The sequence below is a fragment of the Mesorhizobium kamtschaticum genome, from assembly GCF_056174585.1.
This window is the reverse complement of record NZ_CM149691.1, coordinates 1,315,215-1,339,500: the sequence shown is the minus strand read 5'-3', so window position 1 is coordinate 1,339,500 and position 24,286 is coordinate 1,315,215. Positions and strand designations below refer to the sequence as shown.

Annotated in this window: 28 protein-coding genes; 12 read left to right on the top strand and 16 right to left on the bottom strand. The window is 63.1% G+C overall.

Translation table 11 applies throughout. The features are described from left to right. Position 1: 1 nt before the first annotated feature. From AC0V7N_RS06475 to mdh, 8 genes are all read right to left on the bottom strand, one after another. Positions 2 to 583 carry a hypothetical protein gene (locus tag AC0V7N_RS06475; protein WP_475455773.1) on the bottom strand — a complete coding sequence of 194 codons (582 nt, stop codon included), beginning with the start codon at positions 581 to 583 and terminating at the stop codon, positions 2 to 4. 11 nt (positions 584 to 594) lie between these two features. Further along, positions 595 to 1,875, bottom strand: a complete 1,281-nt coding sequence (gene odhB / locus AC0V7N_RS06470) for a 2-oxoglutarate dehydrogenase complex dihydrolipoyllysine-residue succinyltransferase (protein ID WP_475455771.1) — start codon at positions 1,873 to 1,875, stop codon at positions 595 to 597. A 26-nt stretch (positions 1,876 to 1,901) separates the two neighbouring features. Then, entirely contained in the window at positions 1,902 to 4,889 is a 2,988-nt protein-coding gene (locus tag AC0V7N_RS06465; protein ID WP_475455769.1) for a 2-oxoglutarate dehydrogenase E1 component, read from the bottom strand. A 149-nt stretch (positions 4,890 to 5,038) separates the two neighbouring features. Beyond that, positions 5,039 to 5,941, bottom strand: coding sequence for a succinate--CoA ligase subunit alpha (sucD, locus tag AC0V7N_RS06460; RefSeq protein ID WP_027042853.1), 903 nt, complete (start codon positions 5,939 to 5,941; stop codon positions 5,039 to 5,041). Positions 5,942 to 5,953: 12 nt separating this feature from the next. Beyond that, positions 5,954 to 6,451 carry a DUF1579 family protein gene (locus AC0V7N_RS06455; protein WP_475455767.1) on the bottom strand — a complete coding sequence of 166 codons (498 nt, stop codon included), beginning with the start codon at positions 6,449 to 6,451 and terminating at the stop codon, positions 5,954 to 5,956. Positions 6,452 to 6,454: 3 nt separating this feature from the next. Next, a complete protein-coding gene (locus AC0V7N_RS06450) occupies positions 6,455 to 6,826 on the bottom strand; it encodes a cupin domain-containing protein (RefSeq protein ID WP_475455765.1) in 372 nt (123 codons plus the stop codon). A gap of 4 nt (positions 6,827 to 6,830) precedes the next feature. After that, a complete protein-coding gene (sucC, locus tag AC0V7N_RS06445) occupies positions 6,831 to 8,024 on the bottom strand; it encodes an ADP-forming succinate--CoA ligase subunit beta (protein ID WP_475455763.1) in 1,194 nt (397 codons plus the stop codon). A gap of 50 nt (positions 8,025 to 8,074) precedes the next feature. Next, positions 8,075 to 9,043 carry a malate dehydrogenase gene (gene mdh, locus AC0V7N_RS06440; protein WP_475455762.1) on the bottom strand — a complete coding sequence of 323 codons (969 nt, stop codon included), beginning with the start codon at positions 9,041 to 9,043 and terminating at the stop codon, positions 8,075 to 8,077. 278 nt (positions 9,044 to 9,321) lie between these two features. Here mdh and AC0V7N_RS06435 point away from each other — a divergent pair, with 278 nt between their 5' ends. Further along, positions 9,322 to 9,483: a hypothetical protein gene (locus AC0V7N_RS06435; RefSeq protein WP_475455760.1), complete on the top strand. Its 162-nt coding sequence runs from the start codon at positions 9,322 to 9,324 to the stop codon at positions 9,481 to 9,483. A 44-nt stretch (positions 9,484 to 9,527) separates the two neighbouring features. Then, on the top strand, positions 9,528 to 9,866 hold the full coding sequence (locus AC0V7N_RS06430) for a hypothetical protein (RefSeq protein WP_475455758.1): 339 nt from the start codon (positions 9,528 to 9,530) through the stop codon (positions 9,864 to 9,866). A 5-nt stretch (positions 9,867 to 9,871) separates the two neighbouring features. On the opposite strand, the gene zapE is transcribed toward AC0V7N_RS06430, so the two are convergent. Beyond that, the gene (gene zapE, locus AC0V7N_RS06425) at positions 9,872 to 11,089 is read right to left on the bottom strand and encodes a cell division protein ZapE (RefSeq protein WP_475455756.1); all 1,218 of its coding nucleotides are present in this window, start codon (positions 11,087 to 11,089) and stop codon (positions 9,872 to 9,874) included. A gap of 187 nt (positions 11,090 to 11,276) precedes the next feature. Next, complete coding sequence (locus tag AC0V7N_RS06420; protein ID WP_172222184.1) at positions 11,277 to 11,816, bottom strand: protease inhibitor Inh/omp19 family protein; 540 nt, start codon at positions 11,814 to 11,816, stop codon at positions 11,277 to 11,279. A gap of 278 nt (positions 11,817 to 12,094) precedes the next feature. Between AC0V7N_RS06420 and AC0V7N_RS06415 the strand changes: the two genes are divergently transcribed. From AC0V7N_RS06415 to AC0V7N_RS06375, 9 genes are all read left to right on the top strand, one after another. Next, positions 12,095 to 13,114: an MBL fold metallo-hydrolase gene (locus tag AC0V7N_RS06415; RefSeq protein ID WP_475455753.1), complete on the top strand. Its 1,020-nt coding sequence runs from the start codon at positions 12,095 to 12,097 to the stop codon at positions 13,112 to 13,114. Between the two features lie 70 nt (positions 13,115 to 13,184). Then, positions 13,185 to 13,751 carry a hypothetical protein gene (locus tag AC0V7N_RS06410; protein WP_475455751.1) on the top strand — a complete coding sequence of 189 codons (567 nt, stop codon included), beginning with the start codon at positions 13,185 to 13,187 and terminating at the stop codon, positions 13,749 to 13,751. Between the two features lie 97 nt (positions 13,752 to 13,848). Then, a complete protein-coding gene (locus AC0V7N_RS06405) occupies positions 13,849 to 14,010 on the top strand; it encodes a DUF1328 domain-containing protein (protein ID WP_475455749.1) in 162 nt (53 codons plus the stop codon). A 73-nt stretch (positions 14,011 to 14,083) separates the two neighbouring features. After that, positions 14,084 to 14,968: a diaminopimelate epimerase gene (dapF, locus tag AC0V7N_RS06400; RefSeq protein ID WP_475455747.1), complete on the top strand. Its 885-nt coding sequence runs from the start codon at positions 14,084 to 14,086 to the stop codon at positions 14,966 to 14,968. Further along, the gene (gene mtaB / locus AC0V7N_RS06395) at positions 14,968 to 16,308 is read left to right on the top strand and encodes a tRNA (N(6)-L-threonylcarbamoyladenosine(37)-C(2))-methylthiotransferase MtaB (protein ID WP_475455745.1); all 1,341 of its coding nucleotides are present in this window, start codon (positions 14,968 to 14,970) and stop codon (positions 16,306 to 16,308) included. Before dapF ends, mtaB begins: the two co-directional genes overlap by 1 nt. Positions 16,309 to 16,320: 12 nt before the next feature. Further along, on the top strand, positions 16,321 to 18,096 hold the full coding sequence (gene ftsY, locus AC0V7N_RS06390; RefSeq protein ID WP_475455743.1) for a signal recognition particle-docking protein FtsY: 1,776 nt from the start codon (positions 16,321 to 16,323) through the stop codon (positions 18,094 to 18,096). A 45-nt stretch (positions 18,097 to 18,141) separates the two neighbouring features. After that, positions 18,142 to 18,816 carry a septation protein A gene (locus tag AC0V7N_RS06385; protein ID WP_475455741.1) on the top strand — a complete coding sequence of 225 codons (675 nt, stop codon included), beginning with the start codon at positions 18,142 to 18,144 and terminating at the stop codon, positions 18,814 to 18,816. Between the two features lie 72 nt (positions 18,817 to 18,888). Further along, positions 18,889 to 19,509: a pyridoxamine 5'-phosphate oxidase family protein gene (locus AC0V7N_RS06380; RefSeq protein WP_475455739.1), complete on the top strand. Its 621-nt coding sequence runs from the start codon at positions 18,889 to 18,891 to the stop codon at positions 19,507 to 19,509. Positions 19,510 to 19,550: 41 nt separating this feature from the next. Continuing rightward, on the top strand, positions 19,551 to 20,096 hold the full coding sequence (locus AC0V7N_RS06375) for an NADPH-dependent FMN reductase (protein ID WP_475460215.1): 546 nt from the start codon (positions 19,551 to 19,553) through the stop codon (positions 20,094 to 20,096). A gap of 183 nt (positions 20,097 to 20,279) precedes the next feature. Here AC0V7N_RS06375 and AC0V7N_RS06370 read toward each other — a convergent pair whose 3' ends face one another. Together AC0V7N_RS06370 and AC0V7N_RS06365 are read right to left on the bottom strand one after the other, a co-directional pair. Further along, on the bottom strand, positions 20,280 to 20,486 hold the full coding sequence (locus tag AC0V7N_RS06370; protein ID WP_095788943.1) for a tautomerase family protein: 207 nt from the start codon (positions 20,484 to 20,486) through the stop codon (positions 20,280 to 20,282). Positions 20,487 to 20,639: 153 nt separating this feature from the next. Further along, on the bottom strand, positions 20,640 to 21,560 hold the full coding sequence (locus tag AC0V7N_RS06365; protein ID WP_475455737.1) for an SMP-30/gluconolactonase/LRE family protein: 921 nt from the start codon (positions 21,558 to 21,560) through the stop codon (positions 20,640 to 20,642). A gap of 275 nt (positions 21,561 to 21,835) precedes the next feature. On the opposite strand from AC0V7N_RS06365, the gene AC0V7N_RS06360 reads away from it, so the two are divergent. Then, positions 21,836 to 22,003, top strand: coding sequence for a hypothetical protein (locus AC0V7N_RS06360; RefSeq protein ID WP_475455735.1), 168 nt, complete (start codon positions 21,836 to 21,838; stop codon positions 22,001 to 22,003). A 216-nt stretch (positions 22,004 to 22,219) separates the two neighbouring features. Here the strand turns inward: AC0V7N_RS06360 and AC0V7N_RS06355 are convergent, their stop codons facing one another. The 4 genes from AC0V7N_RS06355 to ccmB all read right to left on the bottom strand — a co-directional run bounded on the left by AC0V7N_RS06355 (position 22,220) and on the right by ccmB (position 24,103). Beyond that, positions 22,220 to 22,798, bottom strand: a complete 579-nt coding sequence (locus tag AC0V7N_RS06355) for a DsbE family thiol:disulfide interchange protein (protein WP_475455733.1) — start codon at positions 22,796 to 22,798, stop codon at positions 22,220 to 22,222. Further along, positions 22,795 to 22,962 carry a heme exporter protein CcmD gene (gene ccmD / locus AC0V7N_RS06350; protein ID WP_475455731.1) on the bottom strand — a complete coding sequence of 56 codons (168 nt, stop codon included), beginning with the start codon at positions 22,960 to 22,962 and terminating at the stop codon, positions 22,795 to 22,797. The genes AC0V7N_RS06355 and ccmD overlap by 4 nt, the downstream gene beginning before the upstream one ends. Before the next feature lie 98 nt (positions 22,963 to 23,060). Then, positions 23,061 to 23,438: an Imm50 family immunity protein gene (locus AC0V7N_RS06345; protein WP_475455729.1), complete on the bottom strand. Its 378-nt coding sequence runs from the start codon at positions 23,436 to 23,438 to the stop codon at positions 23,061 to 23,063. Next, complete coding sequence (gene ccmB, locus AC0V7N_RS06340) at positions 23,438 to 24,103, bottom strand: heme exporter protein CcmB (protein ID WP_475455727.1); 666 nt, start codon at positions 24,101 to 24,103, stop codon at positions 23,438 to 23,440. Before ccmB ends, AC0V7N_RS06345 begins: the two co-directional genes overlap by 1 nt. Between the last annotated feature and the right edge of the window lie 183 nt (positions 24,104 to 24,286).

Here is a 24,286-nt window from a genome sequence, read left to right as displayed (position 1 = left end):
GCTATCCGCCTTGAACAGCTTGATCGAGAATGAAGACCGTCGAAAGAAAATAGTCTATCTCGACCGCAACGTTCTCATTCCTGTCGACCGGAAGCGTGTTCACCTCGTATTTGAGGGTCAAGATGCGAGAGCTCTCTGCCAGCTCAATATAAACGTCGCGCTCCCGACCGCCGCCGATTGTCCACTTGAATTCGCTATTGTTCAGGAACTGCAGCGCCTTGGGCAGAGTATGTATGGTTATCGGCTTTGTGCCTGCAAAAGTTGCCGGATGTCGACCCACATCGACGTCCAGATGGCCACACCAAGTCGGTATCGTTCCACCCGATTGCAATCTTCCGAAGACAGGTTCGACACTAATCGACCTCAGACGAAAATCGGGACTGAAGAAAAACTCGCAATTTCGACCATAGATGCACCACGCCGACTCCGCGTCCTCGTGGCGATAGTGATTGTCCGCCCGCACGTCCTCTGGGTCGATCAAGCCTCGAACTGTTTCACGGCTGCTTTTGCCGAACTCCAAAGATCCTGCCCGGCCTGTCGTTACAAGCTCGAACAGGTCGATTGGCTCGACAGACTCAGCCACCGAGCCAACCCCTAGAGATCGAGCACCAGCCGTTCCGGATCCTCCAGGCTTTCCTTGACGCGGACCAGGAAGGTCACGGCTTCCTTGCCGTCGACGATGCGGTGGTCGTAGCTGAGCGCCAGATACATCATCGGCCGGATGACGATCTGGCCGCCGACCACGACAGGCCGGTCCTGGATCTTGTGCATGCCGAGAATGCCCGATTGCGGCGCGTTGAGGATCGGCGTCGACATCAGCGAGCCATAAACACCGCCATTGGAAATCGTGAACGTACCGCCCTGCATATCGGCGACCGACAGCTTGCCGTCACGCGCGGCGATGCCCAGCCGGCCGATGTCCTTCTCGATCTCGGCGATCGACATCTGGTCGGCATCGCGTACGACCGGCACCACGAGACCCTTCTCGGTGCCGACGGCGACGCCGATATGGGCATAGTTCTTGAAGATGATGTCGGTGCCGTCGATCTCGGCATTGACCGAGGGGATTTCCTTCAAGGCATGGGTGACGGCCTTGGTGAAGAAGCCCATGAAGCCGAGCTTCACGCCGTGCTTCTTCTCGAACACGTCCTTGTATTTGGTCCTGAGCGCCATCACCGCTGACATGTCGACCTCGTTGAAGGTGGTCAGCATCGCTGCGGTCGACTGCGCTTCCTTGAGCCGGCGCGCAATGGTCTGGCGCAGTTTGGTCATGCGTACGCGCTCTTCGCGCGAGGCGTCGTCACCGGAGGATGGCGCCCGCACGGCAATCGGCGCAGGAGCCGCTTTCGGCGTCTCGGCCGGCTGTGACGGCGCACCCTTGGAGATGGCGTCGAGCACGTCGCCCTTCAGCACCTGGCCGCGCTTGCCGGAACCGGAAAGCTGGTCGACAGCGAGATTGTTCTCGGCGATCAGTTTTGCGGCGGCAGGCGCCGGCGGCATGCTGCGCGGCTCGACCGCGCCGGCATCGCCGGCAATCTTGGCGGTCTCGGCCGCGGCCTGCTTGGTGGTGTGCGCCGCGTCGGGACTCGATGCCTGCGACACCGCCTGCGGCTTGGTCGCTGGTGCGGCGGCTGCGCCACCAGCCGAGATTGATCCAAGAAGCGCCCCGACAGCGACCGTCTCGCCTTCCTTGGCGACGATTTCGCCCAGAGTGCCGGCGGCGGCGGCAGGCACCTCCACCGTCACCTTGTCGGTTTCGAGTTCGACCAAGGGCTCGTCGACGGCAATGGCATCGCCGACCTTCTTGAACCATTTGCCGATGGTCGCCTCGGTGACGGATTCGCCGAGAGTGGGAACGCGGATTTCGGTAGCCATTGTGCCTGTCCGTTTCTTTCGTTCTGTTATTCGCCGAGCGCGTCTTCGAGCAAGGCGGCGAGCTGGGCAAGGTGCTTGGACATCAATCCGGTCGCCGGCGACGCGGCCGCCGGCCGGCCGGTGTAGCGCACCCGCTGATGCTTGGCATCGATATGCGCCAGCACCCATTCCAGATACGGGTCGATGAACGACCAGGCGCCCATGTTCTTGGGCTCCTCCTGGCACCACACCATCTCGGCGTTGCGGAAACGCGACAGTTCGGTGATCAGTGCCTTGGCCGGGAACGGATAGAGCTGTTCGACGCGCAAAAGGTAAATGTCGTTGATGCCGCGCTTCTCGCGCTCCTCGTAGAGGTCGTAATAGACCTTGCCCGAGCACAGCACGACGCGGCGGATCTTGCTGTCCTTGGTGAGCTTGATCGCCTGGTTGGGCAACAGCTGGGCGTCGTCCCACAGCAGCCGGTGGAACGAGCTTTCGCCCGAGATTTCCGGCAGCGTCGACACCGCCCGCTTGTGGCGCAGCAGCGACTTCGGCGTCATCAGGATCAGCGGCTTGCGGAAATCCCGCTTCAGCTGCCGGCGCAATATGTGGAAGTAGTTGGCCGGCGTCGTGCAGTTTGCCACCTGCATATTGTCTTCGGCGCAAAGCTGCAGGAAGCGCTCGAGCCGAGCTGAGGAATGTTCCGGACCCTGGCCTTCATAGCCATGCGGCAGAAGGCAAACGAGGCCCGACATTCTGAGCCACTTGCGTTCGCCCGACGAGATGAACTGGTCGAACACCACCTGGGCGCCGTTGGCGAAGTCGCCGAACTGCGCTTCCCACAAGGTCAGCGCCTTCGGTTCGGCCAGGCTGTAGCCATATTCGAAGCCCAGCACCGCCTCTTCCGACAGCATCGAGTTGATGACTTCGTAGCCGGCCTGTGCCGCCGACAGATTGTTGAGCGGGATATAGCGGGTCTCGTCGCGCTGGTCGTAGAGCACGGAATGGCGCTGCGAGAAGGTGCCGCGTTCGGAATCCTGCCCGGAGAGGCGGATCGGATTGCCGTCGAGCAGGATGGCGCCGAAAGCCAGCGCCTCGGCCGTCGACCAGTCGATGCCTTCGCCCGAATCGATCGCCTCGCGGCGGTTTTCGAGGAAGCGGATGATCGTCTTGTGCGCCTCAAAACCCTTCGGCACCTCGGTCAACTTCTTGCCGATTTCCTTCAGCGTCTTGACCGGCACGGCGGTCTTGCCGCGCCTTTGTTCGTCCTGGTTGTCGGCCGTGCGCAGGCCCGACCAGGCACCGTCGAGCCAGTCGGCCTTGTTGGGCTTGTAGTGCTGGCCGACCTCCCATTCGGATTCCAGATGCGCACGCCAGTCGGCCTTCATCTGGTCGAGTTCGGCCTGGGTGATGTGGCCCTCGGCGATCAGCCGGTCGCCATAGATCTGCACCGTCGTCTTATGGGTGCGGATGTTGCGGTACATGATCGGCTGGGTGAAGGCCGGTTCGTCGCCCTCATTGTGGCCGAAGCGGCGGTAGCAGAACATGTCCACGACCACCGGCTTGTGGAACTTCATGCGGAATTCGATCGCCACCTTGGTGGCATGGACGACCGCTTCCGGGTCGTCGCCATTGACGTGGAAGATCGGCGCCTCGATCATCTTTGCAACGTCGGACGGATAGGGCGACGAGCGCGAGAAGCGCGGATTGGTGGTGAAGCCGATCTGGTTGTTGATGATGAAGTGCAGCGTGCCGGCGACGCGATGGCCGCGCAGGCCCGACAGGCCCAGGATTTCGGCGATCACGCCCTGGCCGGCGAAGGCGGCGTCGCCGTGCAGCAGCAGCGGCAGCACCTTGGCCCGCTCCTCTAGCGGTACGATCTCCTCGCGGCCGCGGCCGAACAGATAGTCCTGCTTGGCGCGCGCCTTGCCCATCACCACCGGATCGACGATTTCCAGATGCGACGGGTTTGCCGTCAGCGACAGATGCACCTTGTTGCCGTCGAACTCGCGGTCCGACGAGGCGCCGAGATGGTACTTCACGTCGCCCGAGCCCTCGACCTCGTCGGGAGCGGCCGAGCCGCCCTTGAACTCGTGGAAGATGGCGCGGTGCGGCTTGGCCATCACCTGGCTAAGCACGTTGAGCCGGCCGCGATGCGCCATGCCGAGCACGATTTCCTTCATGCCGAGCTGGCCGCCGCGCTTGACGATCTGCTCCAGCGCCGGGATCAGCGCTTCACTGCCGTCGAGGCCGAAGCGCTTGGTGCCCTTGTACTTGACGTCGATGAACTGCTCGAAACCTTCCGCCTCGACCAGCTTCGAGAGGATCGCCTTCTTGCCGGTGGCGGTAAATGAGATCTCCTTGTCGGCGCCTTCGATGCGCGCCTGGATCCAGGCCTTCTCCTCGGGATCGGAGATGTGCATGAACTCGACGCCGAGCGTCGAACAATAGGTGCGGGTCAGGATCTCCAACATCTGCCGGATGCTGCCGAATTCGAGCCCGAGCACATTGTCGAGGAAGATCGGCCGGTCGTAGTCGGCTTCGGTGAAGCCGTAATTCTCGGGCGACAATTCGTTGTAATCCTCGAGTGGCTTGGCGATGCCGAGCGGATCGAGATTGGCGTGCAGATGGCCGCGCATGCGGTAGGCGCGGATCATCATGATGGCGCGCACCGAATCGCGCGTCGCCTGGTGCACGTCGGCGTCGGACAGGACGACGCCGTTGGTGACCGCCTTGTCCTTGACCTTCTTTTCCAGATGCTTCTCGACGATGCCCCAATTGCCGTCGAGTGCCGAGACCAGCTCGCCATTGGCCTGCAGCGGCCAGGAGGGTTTTGCCCAGGAAGCGCCCTTGGCATTCCTGCGCACATCACCGGCATCGTCCTTCAGCCCGGCGAAGAACTCCTGCCACTCCGGATTGACCGACTCCGGATCGTCCTCATAGGCGGCATAGAGCGCGTCGATGTAGTCGGCATTGCCGCCATAGAGGAAAGAGGTGAGCGAAAACTGGTCGTTGGCCTGATCTTGTCTTGCCATTTTTTGCCTGCGGAGCCTGGCTCCGTCTCCTTGCGTTTGGAGGGGAGTAGGGCAGTAAGGCAATAGGGCAGTAGGAAAGTGGCGTTGCCGCCGCTTGTCCCGTTCTTCCTATTCCCCTACTGCCCTACTGCCCTACTCCCTTTACTGCCTTAACCCTTGATCGCCTCGACCAAGGTCGTGCCCAGCCGTGCCGGCGAGGGCGAAACTTTTATCCCGGCCGATTCCATCGCCGCGATCTTGTCTTCCGCGCCGCCCTTGCCGCCGGAGATGACCGCGCCCGCATGGCCCATGGTGCGGCCGGCCGGCGCCGTGCGCCCGGCGATGAAGCCGGCCATCGGCTTCTTGCGGCCACGCTTGGCTTCGTCCTTGAGGAACTGCGCGGCGTCTTCCTCGGCCGAACCGCCGATCTCGCCGATCATGATGATCGACTTGGTCTCGTCATCGGCGAGGAACATCTCGAGCACGTCGATGAACTCGGTGCCCTTGACCGGGTCGCCGCCAATGCCGACGGCGGTGGTCTGGCCGAGGCCGACATTGGTGGTCTGGAACACTGCCTCATAGGTAAGTGTTCCCGAGCGCGAAACAACGCCGACCGAGCCCTTGCGGAAGATGTTTCCGGGCATGATGCCGATCTTGCATTCGTTGGGGGTGAGCACGCCCGGGCAGTTCGGGCCGATCAGCCGCGAGGTCGAGCGGTCGAGCCGCGCCTTGACCTTGATCATGTCCATCACCGGAATACCTTCGGTGATGCAGATGATCAGCGGGATTTCCGCCTCGATCGCTTCCAGGATCGCTTCGGCGGCACCCGCCGGCGGCACATAGACGACGGAGGCGTTGGCGCCAGTCTTTTCCTTGCCCTCGGCGACGGTGGCAAAGATCGGCAGGCTCTCGCCCTTCGACCCGGTCCAGGTCTCGCCGCCCTTCTTGGGATGGATGCCGCCCACCATCTTGGTGCCGTGATAGGCCAGCGCCTGTTCGGTGTGGAACGTGCCGGTCTTGCCGGTCAGGCCCTGCACCAGCACCTTGGTGTTCTTGTCGACGAGAATGGACATCGGAGCCCTTTTCTAAAAACCGTTGATCGAGGAAGGCGAGGCGCGCTTGTAGACGCCGCTCACCATGTCTTGCCAGGCATCGCTGCCGGCAGGTTTGAAATGCAATCGCATGCGGTAGATGTCGGCATCGTCAAAAATATACGTCACGCGCGCCGCGCCGCGCGGCGACGTCCGTTCCAGGACCAACTCGCTGCCGTTCCAGCTGCCCGTGGCGGGCGACGCCGGCACAAAGCCCATCGAGTCGAACTGGTGCATGGTGACGACGCTGTTCTGCTGGTCGAAGCCGAACACGCTGTGCGCGCCGAACGAGATCGTGCCATCGCGGCGCTGGCGATAGCGTTGCACCACGAACAGGCCGCCGAACTGCGCCTCGGCCAGCACTTCGGAAGTCGCCGGGCCGCCATCAGCCCATTGCGTGTCCGCCACCTCTTCCTCGCCGCGCCACGCGCCGACCAGCGCCTGCAGGCGCTGGTGATCGGCCGAGAGCGAAGAGAAGGATGCAGCGTTCATGAGTCAGAGCCGCTTCAGGTCGGTGACGGTGAGGTCGCTCTTGGCATTGCCAGTGTTGAGCGTCGTCGCCGGTTCGAACATCAGCACCACGGGCTCCGCCGTCAGCGAACGCGGCCGGTGCTCGACACCGCGCGGCACGACGATGAAATCGCCCTCGCCGAGCTCGACCGGACCGTCGCGGAAATCGATGGCGATGCGCCCGCGCAGCACGAGGAAAGCTTCGTCCTCATGATCATGCGCGTGCCAGTCGAAAGCCGCGCCGAACTTGGCGACCTTCGCCTGGCTGTCATTGACGTCGCCGGCGATATGCGGATCGAAGACCTTCTTGATCTTCGCGTCCGCCGCTTCGACGAGGTTTATCTTGCGCGGAGGCACAGGCTCAGCCCTTCACCGCCGCCACGATCTTCTTGGCCGCGTCGTCGAGATCGTCCGCCGACACGACGTTCAGGCCGCTGTCGTTGATGATCTTCTTGCCGAGCTCGGCATTGGTGCCTTCCAGGCGCACCACCAGCGGCACCTCTAGCCCGACTTCCTTGACCGCGGCGATGACGCCCTCGGCGATGATGTCGCACTTCATGATGCCGCCGAAGATGTTGATCAGGATGCCTTTGACCGCCGGGTCCTTGGTGATGATCTTGAACGCCGCCGTCACTTTTTCCTTGGACGCGCCACCGCCGACGTCGAGGAAGTTGGCGGGCTCGGCGCCATAGAGCTTGATGATGTCCATCGTCGCCATGGCAAGGCCGGCGCCGTTGACCATGCAACCGATATTGCCGTCGAGCGCGACATAGGCGAGGTCGTATTTCGACGCCTCGATCTCCTTCTCGTCCTCTTCGGTGGTGTCGCGCAGTTCGAGCACGTCCGGGTGACGGAACAGCGCGTTGTTGTCGAACGACACCTTGGCGTCGAGCACGCGCAGGCGGCCGTTCTTCATGACGATCAGCGGATTGACCTCAAGCAGGCTCATGTCCTTCTCGACGAAAGTCTTGTAGAGGATCGGGAACAGCGTATCGCCGTCCTTGGCCGCATCGCCGTCGAGCTTCAGAGCGCCGTTGAGCGCCTTCAGATCGGCCGCCGTCACACCCTTCTCCGGGTCGATGGCGACGGTGATGATCTTGTCCGGCGTGTCATGCGCGACCGCCTCGATGTCCATGCCGCCTTCGGTCGAGACGACGAAGGCAACGCGGCCGACCGAGCGGTCGACCAGGATCGACAGATAAAGCTCGCGCTCGATGTCGGCGCCGTCCTCGATGTAGAGGCGATTGACCTGCTTGCCGGCCGGGCCGGTCTGCTTGGTCACCAGCGTGTGGCCGAGCATCTCGTTGGCATTGGCGACGACGTCGGCGACCGACTTCGCCAGCCTGACGCCACCCTTGGCGTCGGGGCCGAGCTCCTTGAATTTGCCCTTGCCGCGGCCGCCGGCGTGGATCTGGCTCTTCACCACATAGAGCGGGCCGGGCAGCGCCTTGGCGGCGGCTTCGGCCTCGCTTGCCTTGAACACCGGCACGCCTTCGGCCACCGGCGCGCCAAAGCTCTTCAGCAGCGCCTTGCCTTGATATTCATGGATGTTCATTGGGAACTATCTCCAAGTCTTTTTTGCCGGGATTGACGTTTTGGCGGGGTTCACTTCGAGGCGAGCTGCGGCGCGATCTTGACGCAGGCCTCGGTCAGGCCCTGCACGGTCGCCACCGAACTGTCGAACATCTTCTGCTCGGCCTTGTTGAGGTCGATCTCGATGATGCGCTCGACGCCGCCGGCGCCGATCACCACGGGAACGCCGACATAGGTGCCCTTGACGCCATACTGGCCGGAGAGGTGGGCAGCACACGGCAGCACGCGCTTCTTGTCCTTGAGATAGGCTTCGGCCATCTGGATCGCCGAGGCGGCGGGCGCGTAATAGGCCGAGCCGGTCTTGAGCAGGCCGACGATCTCGGCGCCGCCGTCACGGGTGCGCTGCACGATCTGGTCAAGCCTCTCCTTCGAGGTCCAGCCCATCTTGACGAGATCGGGCAGCGGAATGCCCGACACCGTCGAATAGCGGATCATCGGCACCATGGAATCGCCATGGCCGCCGAGCACGAAGGCGGTGACGTCCTCGACCGAGACCTTGAATTCCTCGGCCAGGAAATAGCGGAAGCGCGCGCTGTCGAGCACGCCGGCCATGCCGACGACATGGGTCTTGGGCAGGCCGGAAAACTTCTGCAGCGCCCAGACCATGGCGTCGAGCGGGTTGGTGATGCAGATGACGAAGGCCTTCGGCGCGTACTTCTTCAGACCGGCGCCGACCTGTTCCATGACCTTGAGGTTGATGCCAAGCAGGTCATCGCGGCTCATGCCCGGCTTGCGTGGCACGCCGGCGGTGACGATGCAGACGTCCGCGCCCTCGATGCCGGCATAGTCATTGACGCCGGTCAGCCGCGAGTCAAAACCATCGACCGGCGACGACTGCGCGATATCGAGCCCCTTGCCTTGCGGAATACCCTCGGCAATATCGAACAGAACCACGTCGCCGAGGTCCTTGAGGCCGATCATATGGGCCAGCGTGCCGCCGATCATGCCCGAGCCGATAAGCGCTATCTTGTTGCGTGCCATGTGAGGATGTTTTCCCTTTGTCTGTGACTGCGCCCAAATCTTTGACGACTTGATGACGGCGTCGAGGAAGAGGCTGGAATGCAGCGGAAACCCGCGAGATTTCGCCGCACCCAATAGCCCCGGTGCAAGATAAATTCAAACGATTATTTTGGGGTGAGCATTTTCAATCGGTTAGATGGTTTGGGATTTACGTAAACGTCAAAGTTTGTAAGCCGACTTGCTGAACATTATACAATTAGAGTGGCAATCAGAAGGCTTGAAGAGGCGATGACGCCCTTGTGATGCAGGTCGCCGAGGATGCGTTCGACGAGCCGGTCAGGCCGGATCGATTGGCAGTCTATCTCAGGCAACCCGGCCATTTCATGATCGTGGCTCGCGCGTTTTACGAGTCACGCGATTCGGTGGCCGAGCCGTTCGTGATGTATGTCTACAGGCTCTAGATCATTGCTGTTCGCTTTGCGGCCACAACAACAAGGAGTTAGCCATGACCGAAACAGAACCCCTCATTCTGCGTCGCTGGTCGTCCGTCATCCGGACGCGGGATCGCGCTGCCTATGCCGCCTATGTCGGGAGCACAGGGGGCCTTGATTACGCGGCCACGACAGGCAATCGCGGCTTCCAGATGCTTATGCGTGATCGTGGCGACGACACGACGGAGATCGTGACCTTGAGCTGGTGGACATCAATGGACGCCGTGAGAGGCTTTGCCGGCGACGCGCCGGAGCTGGCCCGCTACTACCCGGAAGATGATCGCTATCTCCTGGAGAAATCCGAATTCGTCGATCACTACACAGTTGTTGCCGGCAGTTTGCCAACCGCATGAAGGGCTCAGGCCGTGGCGACGGGAGGCTCGCCGTGCCGGCCTTCCGGTTTGTTCGCCGTCGCCTTCCGCCGCTCCGCCCAGTCTTCCAGCCAGTCGCGGCTCTGCATCTCGATCAGCCGTGACGCGGTGCGTTCGAACTCGAACACCTCGACGCCGCGCTTGGCCACATAAAGCTCTTGCGGCGGCGCCTCGGCGCTCACCACCAGCCGCACGTGATGATCGTAAAGCGTGTCGATCAGCAGGATGAAGCGCTTGGCCTCGTTGCGCTTGCCTTCGCCCAGCACCGGCACGTGATCGATGAAGACCGTCGAAAAACGCCCGGCGATGGCCAGGAAATCGCGCGCGCCGAGCGGCTTTTCGCAGAGATCGGCGAAGGAAAACCGCGCCGCGTCGCCCGCCGCGGCCGGCACCACCACTTGCCGGCCCTTCAGCGTCAGCGACGTCGCTTCTGTCGGGGCGCCGCGCGTCATCGTCCGCCAGGCCTCGTCGAGCGCCCGGTCGGCCACCGTATCGGCCGGCATGACATAGACCGGCGTGCGGGCGAGCTTTTCCAGCCGGTAATCCTTGTCTGCGTCGAGCGGCAGCACCTGCGCGTGCCGTTCCAATATGCCGATGAACGGCAGGAACAGCTGGCGGTTCAGCCCGTCGCGATAGAGATCTTCCGGCGCCACGTTCGAGGTGGCGACAAGCACGACGCCATTGGTGAACAACGCCGAAAACAGCCGCGACAGGATCATCGCGTCGGCGATGTCGGTGACCGAGAATTCGTCGAAGCACAGCACCCAGGCCTGCTCGGCCAAGGCTTTTGCCACAGGCGGGATCGGATCGTCTTCCTTGACGTCACCATTCTTGCGCGCCTGCCGGTGCTTCTGGATGCGGTCCTGCACATCGGCCATGAAGTCGTTGAAATGGACGCGGCGCTTGCGCCGGACCGGCAGCAGTTCGAAGAACATGTCCATCAGCATGGTCTTGCCGCGGCCGACGCCGCCATGGATGTAGAGGCCCTTGACGATGTCCCGCGTCTCGCGCTTGCGGGCGAACAGCCAGCCCAGCGCACTGGATTTGTGTGCCAGCCGTTTTGCCGAGATTTCCGATGTCAGCCGGTCGAGCGCGGCCGCGATGCGTTCCTGCGCCGGATCGCGCTCGATCGCGCCGGTGTCCACCAGATGGTCGTAGCGCTGCCTGACGGTCGCATGGGTCTGGAGGCCGTCACGCAGATGCATCGGTCACGTCGTTGTTCAGAGCAGGATGCCCCGGGGAGGACTAGGTGTGTTGAGATTCAGGTCAGGCCGAGCCGAGAATGTCGGCTTTCGAGAACCGGAGCGGAGCGTACTTAAAGTACGTGAGCACCGGAAGCGCAGAAAGCCGCCGTTCGCGGGCCGGCATCACCTGAATATCGGCATATCTAGCTTACCTTGTAAGCGAAATCGGCTGCCCGCTGGAAGTCTGGCCATCGAATTTCGAGCCGCCCGAGGAATAGAGCCGCGCCAGCGAGCCCCCATTCTCATCATAAAGCGTCAGCTGCTTGCCAGCGACGTTCCACGACTTGATGCCGTCGATCGGGGCTGGGCAATGCAGCGGCCCGGCGCGGAAGCCGGCACCGAACTTGGTCTGCGGCGTCGCAATCTTGCAGCTCTGGCCGGAAACGCTGGCGTTCCAGACGCCGGCGACGGCAGCCGCGCTGAGATCCGAGGCGCCGGCGGGCGCCGAGCCGTCCGGAGGCAAGGACGCAACCTGCGTGTTTGCCGGTGCGGTCGGGAACTGCGACGGGTCGGTGGTGCCGGGCGAGGCCGGCGGCGGCAGCTGGTTGGAACTCACTTGGCCGGCCGGAGCCGCAGGCAGCGGCGCCGGCTGCTGGTCGTCCATCGACGAGAAGCGTGTGGTCGAGCAGCCACTCGCAACGAGCGCAGCCAGCGATACGGCCACAAGGCCGCTTTTCGAAAAATTCATTCCAACCTCCGTCGGATCCGGCTGGGGGGATGCCGTCCGCGCAATCTCACCTCCACCAAGATGGAGAAGGTGGCGAAATTTCAACCTGATATGGTTAAAATAGGGTTTGCGGCAAGAATTGTTGCAAATTTATCGCAATCAGGATGGGTCCGGCTGCTCGCCGCTCAGCCTCCGGAGCCCAACCGACAAGTCCCCCGTCTTCGCCATTTGGCCGCCAACGCTTGCGCCAACCGGCACAGAACCTATGTCAGGGAGCCGAAACCGCTGGAGCGCAAACCTTGGCCGCAGGAAAGAACGCCGCCAACCGCTATTACAGCGGTCCGCCCAGCGACCATTTTGATGGCACCTTGTTCTTCAATCCCGGCGGCCAGATGCCCGGCCGCTTCACCGATCTGCTGAAATGGCAATTCAACGGCCAGCGCGCGAAATGGCCGGCGACCAGTCCGAGCCCCTTTCCGCAGGCAAGGCCAGCCGCGCGGGTCGAAGGTTCCGATCTGACCGTGACCATGGTCGGCCATTCGACCTTGCTGATCCAGACGGCCGGACTGAACATCCTCACCGATCCCGTCTGGTCGCAACGCACCTCGCCGTTTTCCTTCGCCGGACCAAAGCGCGTCAATCCGCCGGGTATCGCCTTTAACGATCTGCCGCCGATCGACCTCGTGCTGGTCAGCCACAACCACTACGACCATCTCGACCTCGCCACGCTGAAACGGCTGAAGGAAAAACACGATCCGCTGGTGGTGACGCCGCTCGGCAACGATGTCCTGATCGGCGAGGCGGTTCGCGATATGCGGCTGTCGGCGCATGACTGGGGCGACAGGGTTGAGATCGGCAATGACGTTTTCGTCCACATCGAGCCAGCGCATCACTGGTCGGCGCGTGGCGCCCGCGACCGCCGCATGGCGCTGTGGGCCGGCTTTGTCATCGAGATGCCAGGCGGAAAAATCTATTTCGCCGGTGATACCGGCTTCCACGACGGCATCAACTACCGGCTGATGGCGCAGAAGCATGGCGGCTTCCGCTTCGCCATCCTGCCGATCGGCGCTTACGAGCCACGCTGGTTCATGGCGCCGCAGCACCAGAATCCGGAGGAGGCGGTGCAAGGCATGAAACTGTGCAATGCCGCCTTCGCCGCCGGCTGCCACTGGGGCACTTTTCAGCTCACCGACGAACCCATGGACGAGCCGGTCCGCAAACTGGCCGAGGCGCTCGAGGTCGAAGGCCTGCCGCAGGAGCGTTTTCGCGCCTTGCGCCCCGGTGAGATCTGGAAGGTGCCGGAGGTCGAACAAGGCTGAGATCCTGCATTGGCCATTTACGGCACCATCATTTTCGTCGATGGTCCGGCCAGCAAAAGGGGGACTTCAGATGAAATCGATCGTTGCAGCTCTGATGGCGCTGGCAATTTCGGCACCGGCGGCTTTCGCGGGTGAAATTACCGATCGCGCGGCCGAAGCCGAAAAGGCGCTGCAAGCCGGCGATGGCGCCGGTGCGCTGGAGAAATTCCGCGGCGCCGAGGAGGCCTTGTGGCAAGCGATGCCGCTCGCCGTGCAGAATGTCAAACAGGTCGACTCAGCCAGCGGCTTCGGCATCTACAATGAGCGCGCCAATCACATTTATAAGCCAGGCGAGAAGGTCGTGCTCTACATGGAGCCTGTCGGCTATGGTTACGGCTCGGACGGCCTCGGCAACAGCCAGATCGCGCTTTCCGTCGACCTCACCGTGCTCTCCGAATCGGGTGAATCTCTGGGCACCTTCGAGAAGATTGGCAGCGTCCAGGTCGCTTCCCGCTCGCACAACCGCGAGCTGTTCTTCAAGCTCGACCTGTCTCTCGACGGTCTGCCGGCCGGGAAATATAAGTGCAATTTCCTCATGCATGACCAGAATTCGACCAAGACGGCGCCGTTCAGCACCGACATCGAGATCGCCGGCTAGTTTTTGCCACGGACATAGCCTCGCAGCCAGGGAACCCAAGTACGACAGCCACGTTTTCATGCGGTTTTTAAAATCTGTCGGTTTGCGAGGCATTGCCATGATCAAATGGATCATCATTCTGCTCATCGTCGCCGCCGCGGCGAGCCTGCTCGGCATGCCGGCTCTGGCGGGTGCGGCCGCCACCGGCGCGCGCATCCTCATCGGCATCGTTCTGGTCATCTCCCTGCTGGTGGTGCTCGGCATTTTCGCCGTCACGTAAAACGCCTGCAGACTGGTAATTCCCGCCCGTTTCCGCCATATAGCGCCAAACGGACATGGAATTTCGCGGAGCTATGGCAAGCACTGCCCCTTTCGCCAAGATGAACGGCATCGGCAACGAGATCATCGTTGCCGACATGCGCGGCCGTGCCGATCAGGTGACGGCGGCGGCAGCCCTTGCGCTGAACACCGATGCCGCGACCCGCTTCGACCAGATCATGGCGATCCATGATGCGAAGACGCCGGGCACCGCCTACTATGTCGACATCCTGAATTCCGACGGCACCAGTGCACAGGCTTGCGGCAACGGCATGCGCTGTGTCGTCCAGGCGCTCGCCGCCGAGACCGGGCAAAAGACCTTCACCTTCGAAACCCGCGCCGGCATCCTCAATGCCCGGGAACATGCCGATGGCTCGATCTCGGTCGACATGGGCATGCCGCATTTCGGCTGGCAGGAGATTCCGCTTGCCGAAGAGTTCCGCGACACCCGCATGATCGAGTTGCAGATCGGCCCGATCGACGCGCCGGTGTTGCATTCGCCCTCCGCCGTCTCGATGGGCAATCCGCACGCCATCTTCTGGGTCGACCGCGACGTCTGGTCCTATGAGCTCGAACGTTTCGGTCCCCTGCTCGAGAACCATCCGATCTTCCCCGAGCGCGCCAACATCACCATCGCGCAGGTGACGTCGCCTGAAACCATGATCATCCGCACCTGGGAACGCGGCGCCGGCCTGACCAAGGCCTGTGGCTCGGCCTCCTGTGCCGCCGTGGTGGCCGCGGCCCGCACCAGGCGGACCGGTCGCAGCGTCAACCTGCTGACCCCGGGCGGCGGCACGCTGCATGTCGAATGGCGCGACGACGACCACGTCATCCTGACCGGTGCCGCCGAATGGGAATTTTCCGGCAGCTTCGATCCCTCGACCGGCATTTGGGCCCGCGACACCGAAAGCGCGGCCTGATGTCGGTTGCTCTGTCCAAGAGCCCGGACTTCGACGGCTCCCTTTCCGAGACCCCCAGCCGCATTGACGTGGTGACCTTCGGCTGCCGGCTGAACACCTATGAATCCGAAGTGATGCGGCGCGAGGCCGAAACCGCCGGGCTCGGCGCGCTGCAAGGCGGCGCCGTCATCTTCAACACCTGCGCCGTCACCGGCGAGGCGGTGCGCCAGGCCAAACAGGCGATCCGCAAGGCGCGCCGCGACAACCCGCAGGCACGCATCATCGTCACCGGCTGCGCCGCCCAGACCGAACCTGAAAAATTCGCCGCCATGGACGAAGTCGATCTCGTCCTCGGCAATGAAGAAAAGCTCAGGGCGAATTCGTATCGCGCGCTGCCGGATTTCGGCGTCAACGACACCGAGAAGGCCCGCGTCAACGACATTTTTTCGGTGCACGAGACCGCCGGCCATATGGTCGACGCCATCGAGGGCCGGGCGCGCGCCTTCGTCCAGGTGCAGAATGGTTGCGACCACCGCTGCACCTTCTGCATCATCCCTTACGGCCGCGGCAATTCGCGCTCGGTGCCGATGGGCGCCGTGGTCGAGCAGGTCAAGCGGCTGGCCGGCAATGGCTATGCCGAGATCGTGCTGACCGGTGTCGACATGACGTCTTTCGGCACCGACCTGCCGGGCGCGCCGAAACTCGGCAAACTGGTGAAGACCATCCTGAAACAGGTGCCCGACGTGAAGCGTCTGCGCCTGTCTTCCATCGATTCGATCGAGGCCGACGACGATTTGCTCGACGCCATCGCCACCGAACCCAGGCTGATGCCGCATCTGCATCTGTCGCTGCAATCGGGCGACGACATGATCCTGAAACGCATGAAACGCCGCCATCTGCGCGACCAGTCGATCCGCTTCTGCGAGGATGTGCGCAAATTGCGTCCTGCAATCGTCTTCGGCGCCGACATCATCGCCGGCTTCCCGACCGAGACCGACGCCATGTTCGAGAACTCGGAAAAAATTGTCGAGGAATGCGGCCTGACCCACCTGCACGTGTTCCCGTTTTCACCGCGCGAAGGCACGCCCGCCGCGCGCATGCCGCAACTGCGCCGCGAAGTGGTCAAGCAACGCGCCGCCCGCTTGCGCGCCGCCGGTGAGGCTGCGTATCGGCGTCACCTGGCCTCGCTGGCCGGCACCCGGCAATCGATCCTGGTCGAACGCGACGGCCTTGGCCGCACCGAAGGCTTCACGCTTGCCGCGCTCGGCACGGGCATGCCGGGCGAGATCGTCGAGGCGACAATTACTGGCCACGATGGTATCAGGCTGATCGCAGCCCCGCTTGCCGCACGCGCCGCCTGAGAAACGCAAAGCATGGCTGGTTTTTTCAAGAAGATATTTTCGTTCGGCAAGAAAGAAATTGTCGAAGAGCGCGTCGACGAGACCGCGCCGCTGCCGCCGATCAAATGGGACCAGCTCGATGCGCTGAAGCCGGCGGCTGAGCAGGTCGTTCCGGAGTTCTTGAAGCGTGACGTGCCGCAGCCCGAGGCAGAGGTCGTGCCGGCACCTGCGGTCGAGCCTGTTGTAGCGCTGCAGCCGGAACCGACGCCTGTCGAACCGGCTCCGACCATCCCGCCGGCGCCTGGGCCAACTGTTCCATCGGAACCGGAACCGCTGCCGGAACCCGAGCCGGAAGAAGAACCCGCGCCTGAAACGCCTGTCGAGCCGCCGGCACCCGAGGAAGTTCCGCTTCCCCCGCCTGCTCCGAAGCCCGCCCCCGAACCGCAGCCGCAAGAAGTCCCTGCTCCAGCCAAGCCGGAGATTGCGCCGCCGCGTCCGGAACGGCAGCCGGAATCGGCACCGATCGAAGTGCCGGCCCCGCCCGCCGAGATTCCAGCTGAACAGCCCGCGCCGGTCGAAGTGCCACCACCCTCCGCGCAACCAACTTCAGTGGCTAGCGCCGCCGCGCCTCCTCTTGCGCACATTGAAGAGGAAGCGCCAACCATCGAGGTGGCGCCGGAAGCCCCGGCGGCGAAAATCGCCCCGCCCATTCGCCAGCCGGCGCCGGTCGCACCGCAGCCCGTTATTGCCGAGATCGCGCCCGAGCCGCAGCCCATCGCGCCACCTGCCCCACAACCCCCGCCGGAGCCGAAACCCGCTCCCGGCAAGGTGACCGTCACCAAGAAAGTCGAGCAGAAGGCCGAGCCGGTGAAGGCGCCGGAGCCGGCGCCGAGGCGCTCCTGGTTCCAGCGCATGCGGGACGGGCTTGCCCGTTCGTCGCGCGAACTCACCGGCAACATTGCCGGCGTCTTCACCAAGCGCAAGCTCGACGAAGAGACGCTGCAGGACCTCGAGGATGTGCTGATCCGCGCCGACCTCGGCATGGAGACAGCTCTTCGTATCACCGACGCGCTGGCCGCCAGCCGCTACGGCAAGGACGTCTCCGATACGGATGTCCGCACCGTCATGGCGGCCGAGGTGGAGAAGGTGCTGACCCCTGTCGCCCGGCCGCTGGAACTCGACCTCTCGCACAAGCCGCATGTCATCCTGGTGGTCGGCGTCAACGGCACCGGCAAGACCACCACCATCGGCAAGCTGGCGGCAAAACTGACCGATGGCGGCCTGTCGGTGATGCTCGCCGCTGGCGACACGTTCCGCGCTGCCGCGATCGAGCAATTGAAGATCTGGGGCGAGCGCACGAAGTCGCCGGTCATCGCCTCCAAGATCGGCGCCGATGCCGCCGGCCTCGCCTATGACGCCTTCGAGAAGGCCAAGGAAGCCGGCTCCGACGTGCTGATCATCGACACCGCCGGCCGGCTGCAGAACAAGACCGAACTGATGGCGGAACTGGAAAAGATCGTCCGCGTGCTCGGCAAGCTCGACCCGGAAGCACCGCACACCGTGCTGCAGACGGTCGACGCCACCACCGGCCAGAATGCGCTCAACCAGGTCGAGATCTTCCGCAACATCGCCGGCGTCAACGGCCTGGTGATGACCAAGCTGGACGGCACGGCGCGCGGCGGTATTCTGGTGGCGATCGCGGCAAAGCACAAACTGCCGGTCTATTTCATCGGCGTCGGCGAACAGGTCGACGACCTCGAACCTTTCTCGGCAAGCGAATTCGCCAGGGCGATCGCTGGAGTGGCGTAACGGCATGATCCCTTTTGAACGGGACCGTGTGTAAGAAGGAAGATCATGAACCCACCCATTCTCGAACGCGATCCGTCCGACCCGCAGAAAGAGAAGAAGGAAGGCGTCAATCCCGTGCTCAAGCTGGTGCTGGAGCTGGGACCCCTGCTGGTCTTCTTCTTCGCCAATGCGCGCGGCGAATGGCTGGTGCAGAAATTCCCTGTTCTCGCTGAATTCGGCGGTCCGATCTTCGTTGCCACCGGCCTGTTCATGGCCGCCACGGCCATCGCGCTGATCGCCTCCTGGCTGCTGACACGCACCTTGCCGATCATGCCGATGGTTTCGGGCGTCGTCGTCTTCATTTTCGGCGCGCTGACGCTCTATCTGCAGGACGACATCTTCATCAAGATGAAGCCGACCATCGTCAACACGTTGTTCGGCGGCGTGCTGCTCGGCGGCCTCTACTTCGGCAGGTCGCTGCTCGGCTATGTCTTCGATTCGGCCTTCAAGCTCGATGCCGAAGGCTGGCGAAAACTCACCTTCCGCTGGGGCCTGTTTTTTATTTTCCTGGCCATCGTCAACGAGGTGGTGTGGCGCAATTTTTCCACCGACGCCTGGGTTACCTTCAAGGTCTGGGGCATCATGCCGATCACGCTTCTGTTCACCTTCAGCCAGATGCCGCTGATCCTGCATCATTCGCTGGACGACAAGGCGAGTGGGGAAGAAAAGCCCGGCAAATAAAAAAGCAATTCCAGGAAAAGTGTGACGCGGTTTTCCGTCCGGAATTGCGTCAAACAAAGGGGAGAGAGAGCCATGGAATTCGTCACCACGCGCGACGAGCTGAGGACGATCTACAAGACGCCCCGGCCCACCGATGGCTCGATCCGCAAGGAACTGAAGGTGCTTGACGGCCATTGCCGCTCCTTCATCGGCAAGAGCCCGTTCGTGCTGATCGGCTCCTCCGACGGCGAAGGCAATGCCGATGTGACGCCGAAGGGCGACAAGCCCGGTTTCGCCGCCATTCTCGACGACCGGACCATCGCCATCCCCGACCGGCCCGGCAACAACCGGCTGGACACGCTGGAAAACATCCTGCGCAATCCTTCGGTCGGGCTGCTCTTCCTCATTCCCGGCATGAACGAGACGCTGCGCGTCAATGGCGACGCCCGCATTACCGTCGACACCAGTTTGCGCGAGCGCCTGGCCGTCGACGGCAAGGAGCCGCAAAGCGTCATCGTCGTCGCCGTCAAGGCCGCCTACATGCACTGCGCCAAGGCCTTCATGCGCTCCGACCTGTGGAAGCCCGACAGCTGGTACGATCGCGCGACGCTGCCGACACTCGGCCAGATCCTGCGCGACCAGCTGGCGCTGGCCGATTCCGTCGAGGCGACCGATCGCTGGCTGGACGACGATTACAAGCAGACCATGTGGTAGGCTTTTGCGGACGCGATTCGTCCGAACTGGCCTCACCCACTGTGCTGAACATCCTTGCCATCTCCGGCAGCCTGCGGGCGGCCTCCACCAATTCGGCCCTGCTCGCGGCACTGGCGCGCAACGCGCCTGACGGCTGCCGCGTCACCGTCTATGACGGGCTCGGCCGCCTGCCGATCTTCAACCCCGACGACGAGGGCGAGCGCACGCCGCGCGAAGCGGCGGACCTGATCGACGCCGTCACCAGTGCCGACGGCGTTATCGTGTCCTGTCCCGAATATGCCCATGGCGTGCCGGGCGGGCTGAAGAACGCGCTCGACTGGCTGGTCTCACGCGACGCCGCCGTCGCCAAGCCGGCCATGCTGGCCCACGCCTCGCCGCGCTCGCTGTTCGCCCGCGCCGCTTTGGCCGAGATCATGCGCACGATGTCGTTCGCGCTTTATGAGGGCGAGCTGGAGATTGCGCTGTTGGGGAAAAAGCCGGCGGAGGTGGAGATGATCCTGGGGGAGAAAGCGAACCAACGGGCGATGCGGGAAGCAGTGCAGGGCTTTGTGGGTTTTATACGCGCAAACGCAGCTTCGTCATCCTAGGGCGGAGCAAGGAGCGAAGCGACGCGGCGCAGACCCTAGGATCCATGCCGTAACGCTAAGGTGTTGCAACGGTTACAGATTCTGCGCCGCTGTGCTTGACGTCAGAGGTCACGGCATGGATCCTCGGGTCAAGCCCGAGGATGACGAAAAAGGGAGCGGCCGCACCCAAACGTGCCGGCGACCCTACCTCTTCCGCAACGTCTCGACATCGGTCTTGCCGACATACCAGTCGCGGGCGTTGACCTCTTCGAAAACCACCCAGACATCGTCATTGCCGAGTCCGGTGGCCTCCATGATGGCCGCCGTGACTTTTTTGGCGATATCAGCCTTCTTGCCTGCCGGATCGGCGGCGATCACTTCCTTGACGATGCGGATGTTGACGAATGGCATGACGTCCTCCCCTTGGATTGTGCTGGTTTCCGGCAAGAGACTGCTTCGATATCCTCTCAGGCGAGCTGAATGGTGGCGGTGCCGACAGCCGTGGCGCGACGGGCATGCGCAAAAACACCATCAAGGCCCGCCAGAGAAAAGCTCGAAGTAGCCTCAAAAAGTCTTGGCCCCGTTCACCATCAGCCGCACCGAATAGAGCGAGGTGGTGCCGGCGATGTAGAGGCAGTTCAGCTTGGCGCCGCCGAACACGCAATTGGCGGTCACTTCGGGCACCTTGACCTTGCCAATCAGCGTCCCGTCCGGATCGTAGCAATGGATGCCGTCGGCGGCACTTGTCCAGATGCGTCCGTCGGCGTCGAGCCGGAAGCCGTCGAACAGGCCGGCGGTGCAGTCGGCGAACACCTTCTCGCCCGAAACCTTCTTGCCGTGCTTGCCGACGTTGAACACCCGCATATGCGCCGGGTTCTCAGCGCCATGCGTGCGGCCGGTGTCGACGACATAGAGCAGGCTCTCGTCGAGCGAGAAGGCGAGCCCGTTGGGTCGGACCATGTCGGTGATGACGGCCTCGACCTCACCGCTATCGGGATCGACCCGATAGACATGGCAGGCGCCGATCTCGCTCTCGGCCTTGTCGCCCTCATAGTCGGTGTCGATGCCATAGGTCGGGTCGGTGAACCAGATCGAGCCGTCGGACTTCACCACCACGTCGTTGGGCGAGTTCAGCCGCTTGCCCTTCCACTTGGCGGCAATCGTGGTGACCGAGCCGTCATGCTCGGTGCGGCTGACGCGGCGGCCCGAATGCTCGCAGGTGACCAGCCGGCCCTGCCGGTCGACGGTGTTGCCGTTGGAATTGCCCGACGGCTGCCGGAAGACGCTGACGCTGCCGTCCGTCTCGTCGTAGCGCAGCATGCGGTTGTTCGGGATGTCGGACCAGACGACGTAGCGGCCGGCGGCGAACCAGGCCGGCCCTTCCGCCCAGCGACATCCGGTGAACAGCTTCTCCACCTGCGCGTTGCCGTTGAACAGGCGCGCGAAGCGCGGATCGAGAATTTCGTAATAGTCTTCGGCCGCCATGCATTTCCTCCCGGCATCACGTGACGGCAGATCAAGCCAGCCCGCGATCGATCTGGCAAGACGGAGCCTTCGCAATTTGTATGACAAAACGGAGAGGAAACAGCCGCGCGACCAGGGCTGGCTCGCCTTAGGACTCGATTAACCGGCTATGCGCTGCGTGCAATGGTGCATTGCAACATCTTCTTTTTGCAATGCACCATTACTATGTCATGTTCCGTATTGACCAAGGGAGGAAGAACCGGCCGCCAGAATGCGGCATAGAAGGAACCCTTGCTATGATCTTCAACGATCTCATGAACCGCGCTCGCAGCAGCATCGCCAAGCGCAAGCACTACAACCGCCTCGTCGCCGAAATCGACAGCTTCTCCAGCCGCGATCTGGCCGACATGCGCGCCGACCGCTCGGAAATGCTCTACCAGATCCACAAGCAGATCTACGGCTGAGCCGCGTTCGTCATCCTCGGGCTTGACCCGAGGATCCATGCCGCGACTTCAAGCGAAGAATGCATCGGCTCGGAATACCGGTTCTATCCGCAGCGAAGAGTCGTCAATCCTGGTCCGCCTTGCCTGTCACAAACGTCACGGCATGGATCCTAGGGTCTGCGCCGCGTCGCTTCGCTCCTTGCTTCGCCCTAGGATGACGAAGGCGGGAGAGCGCCATCAGTTCGGTACGGCCAATGCCTTGTCGATCTGCGGCAACAGCAGCGTCCGCGCCGACTCCGCCGTCAGCGGGCCGACATGCTTGTAGGCAATCTTGCCGTCCTTGCCGATGACGAAAGTCTCCGGCACGCCATAGACACCCCAGTCGATCGCCGTGCGGCCGGCTTCGTCGACGCCGAGGGCCTGGAACGGATTGCCGAGATCGCCGAGGAAGCGGCGGGCGTTTTCCGGCTGGTCCTTGTAGTTCAGCGCCGTCATCACGAACCGCTTGTCCTGCGACAACGCCAGAAGCACCGGGTGCTCTTCCCGGCACGGCGCGCACCATGACGCAAAGACATTAACCAGCGTGACCTTGCCGGCAAACGCCCTGGAATCGAGACCCGGCAGGTTTGACCCCTCCAGCCCCGGCAGATTGGTCTGCGGCGCCGGCAGCCCGATTAGCGCCGACGGCACTTCCGAGACATCCCGACCGGACAGCAGCTGCGACAGGAACAGACCGGCAAGGCCGAGAAAGACCAGCAGCGGCAACAGCACGAACAGGCGGCGCCCACGCGTCGGGGTTTCGGTTTCGCTGCTCACGGCTTCGCCGCCTTGTCGGAACGCCGCCGCACGCCGGCGGCTTCGAGTTCGGCGAGCTCGCGTTTGCGCGCCCGCTGGTCGAGCAGGATCCAGCCGACCAACCCGGCCAGCACGATCGCGGTGATGCCATAGGCCGCGGTGACGTAAAGGGCGTGTGCGCTCATTTCCAGATCCGGGCTTTCACGGCGAATCCATAGCCGCAGCTTCTGCTCGCCGCAATGAACCGCGTCTGCGGCAGATTTGCGGTTTTCGAGATTCGCTGTCATTGGGACCGTAAAACACCGGCCATGCTTTTGATGCGCATGAACTGGCATGTCAGCGACAGCCTGACAGCACCTTCGCAGGTGAGCAGGATTTTGCCCGCATCATCCCACATCCTGACTGCACTCCAGCCATGGCTCTCGAATTTGCGAAGACTGATCGTTTCGACCGCGATGAATTCAAGCCCGAAAGACACAGCGTTGAACTCTCCCCATTTGGCGGGTGGCCGGTAGGGGAGGATGGTCGAGACAAAGGACAGGTGCATGCTGGGTCCATCGCGGTTCATCATCGCCGACGTGATCTCGACGGACGACAGATCGGGATAGTTGCCGTAGATGGTCTGCAGAAAGATCGGATTTTCAATGCGCAGCGGCCACATCAATCCGTTCCATGCCGAAGTGCCAGCGCCGCCGAGACCGGTCCCAGCACCGCAAGAAACAAGGTCAGCGCGGCAAGAATGAGGAAAGGCTGCAAGAACGGATCGGGGTTGGCCGTCGCGCCATAACTTGCCGAAACGCCGAAGATCAGCACCGGAATGGTCAGCGGCAGCACCAGCACCGAGATCAACAGCCCACCACGCGGCAGCGCCACCGCCACCGCGGCACCAGCCGCGCCGATGAAGGTGATGGCCGGCGTGCCGACCAGCAGCGTCAGCGCCGTGGCGCCGATGGCGAGCGGCTCCATGTTCATGAACAAGCCGAGCAGCGGCGCGGCGATGACCAGCGGCAGCACGCTGCCCGCCCAATGCGCCAGGCATTTCACCAATACGGTCACCGCCAGCATGTGCCGGTCATTGCCGAGCACCAGAAGATCGAGCGAGCCGTCCTCGCGATCGGCCTGGAACAGCCGGTCGAGGCCGAGCAGGCAAGACAGCAGCGCGCCGATCCACAAGATCGCCGGGCCGATACGGGCCAGCAGCTTCAGGTCGGGCCCGACGCCGAACGGGATCGTCGCGATGACGGCGAGGAAGAAGATGACGCCGGTCAACGCCCCGCCACCGGCACGGATGTTGAGGCGGATGTCGCGGAGGAAGAGGGCTAGCATGATTTGAGATGCTCGCGCTTGAGCACCCCCCTCTGGCCTGCCGGGCATCTCCCCCTCTGAGGGGGAGATTGGCTGTAGCCTCGGCTTACGCCAATAACAACGGTTTGAAGATTGGCGCAGCGCCGAAACTGCCGATCTCCCCCCTTGAGGGGGAGATGTCCGGCAGGGCAGAGGGGGGCGACG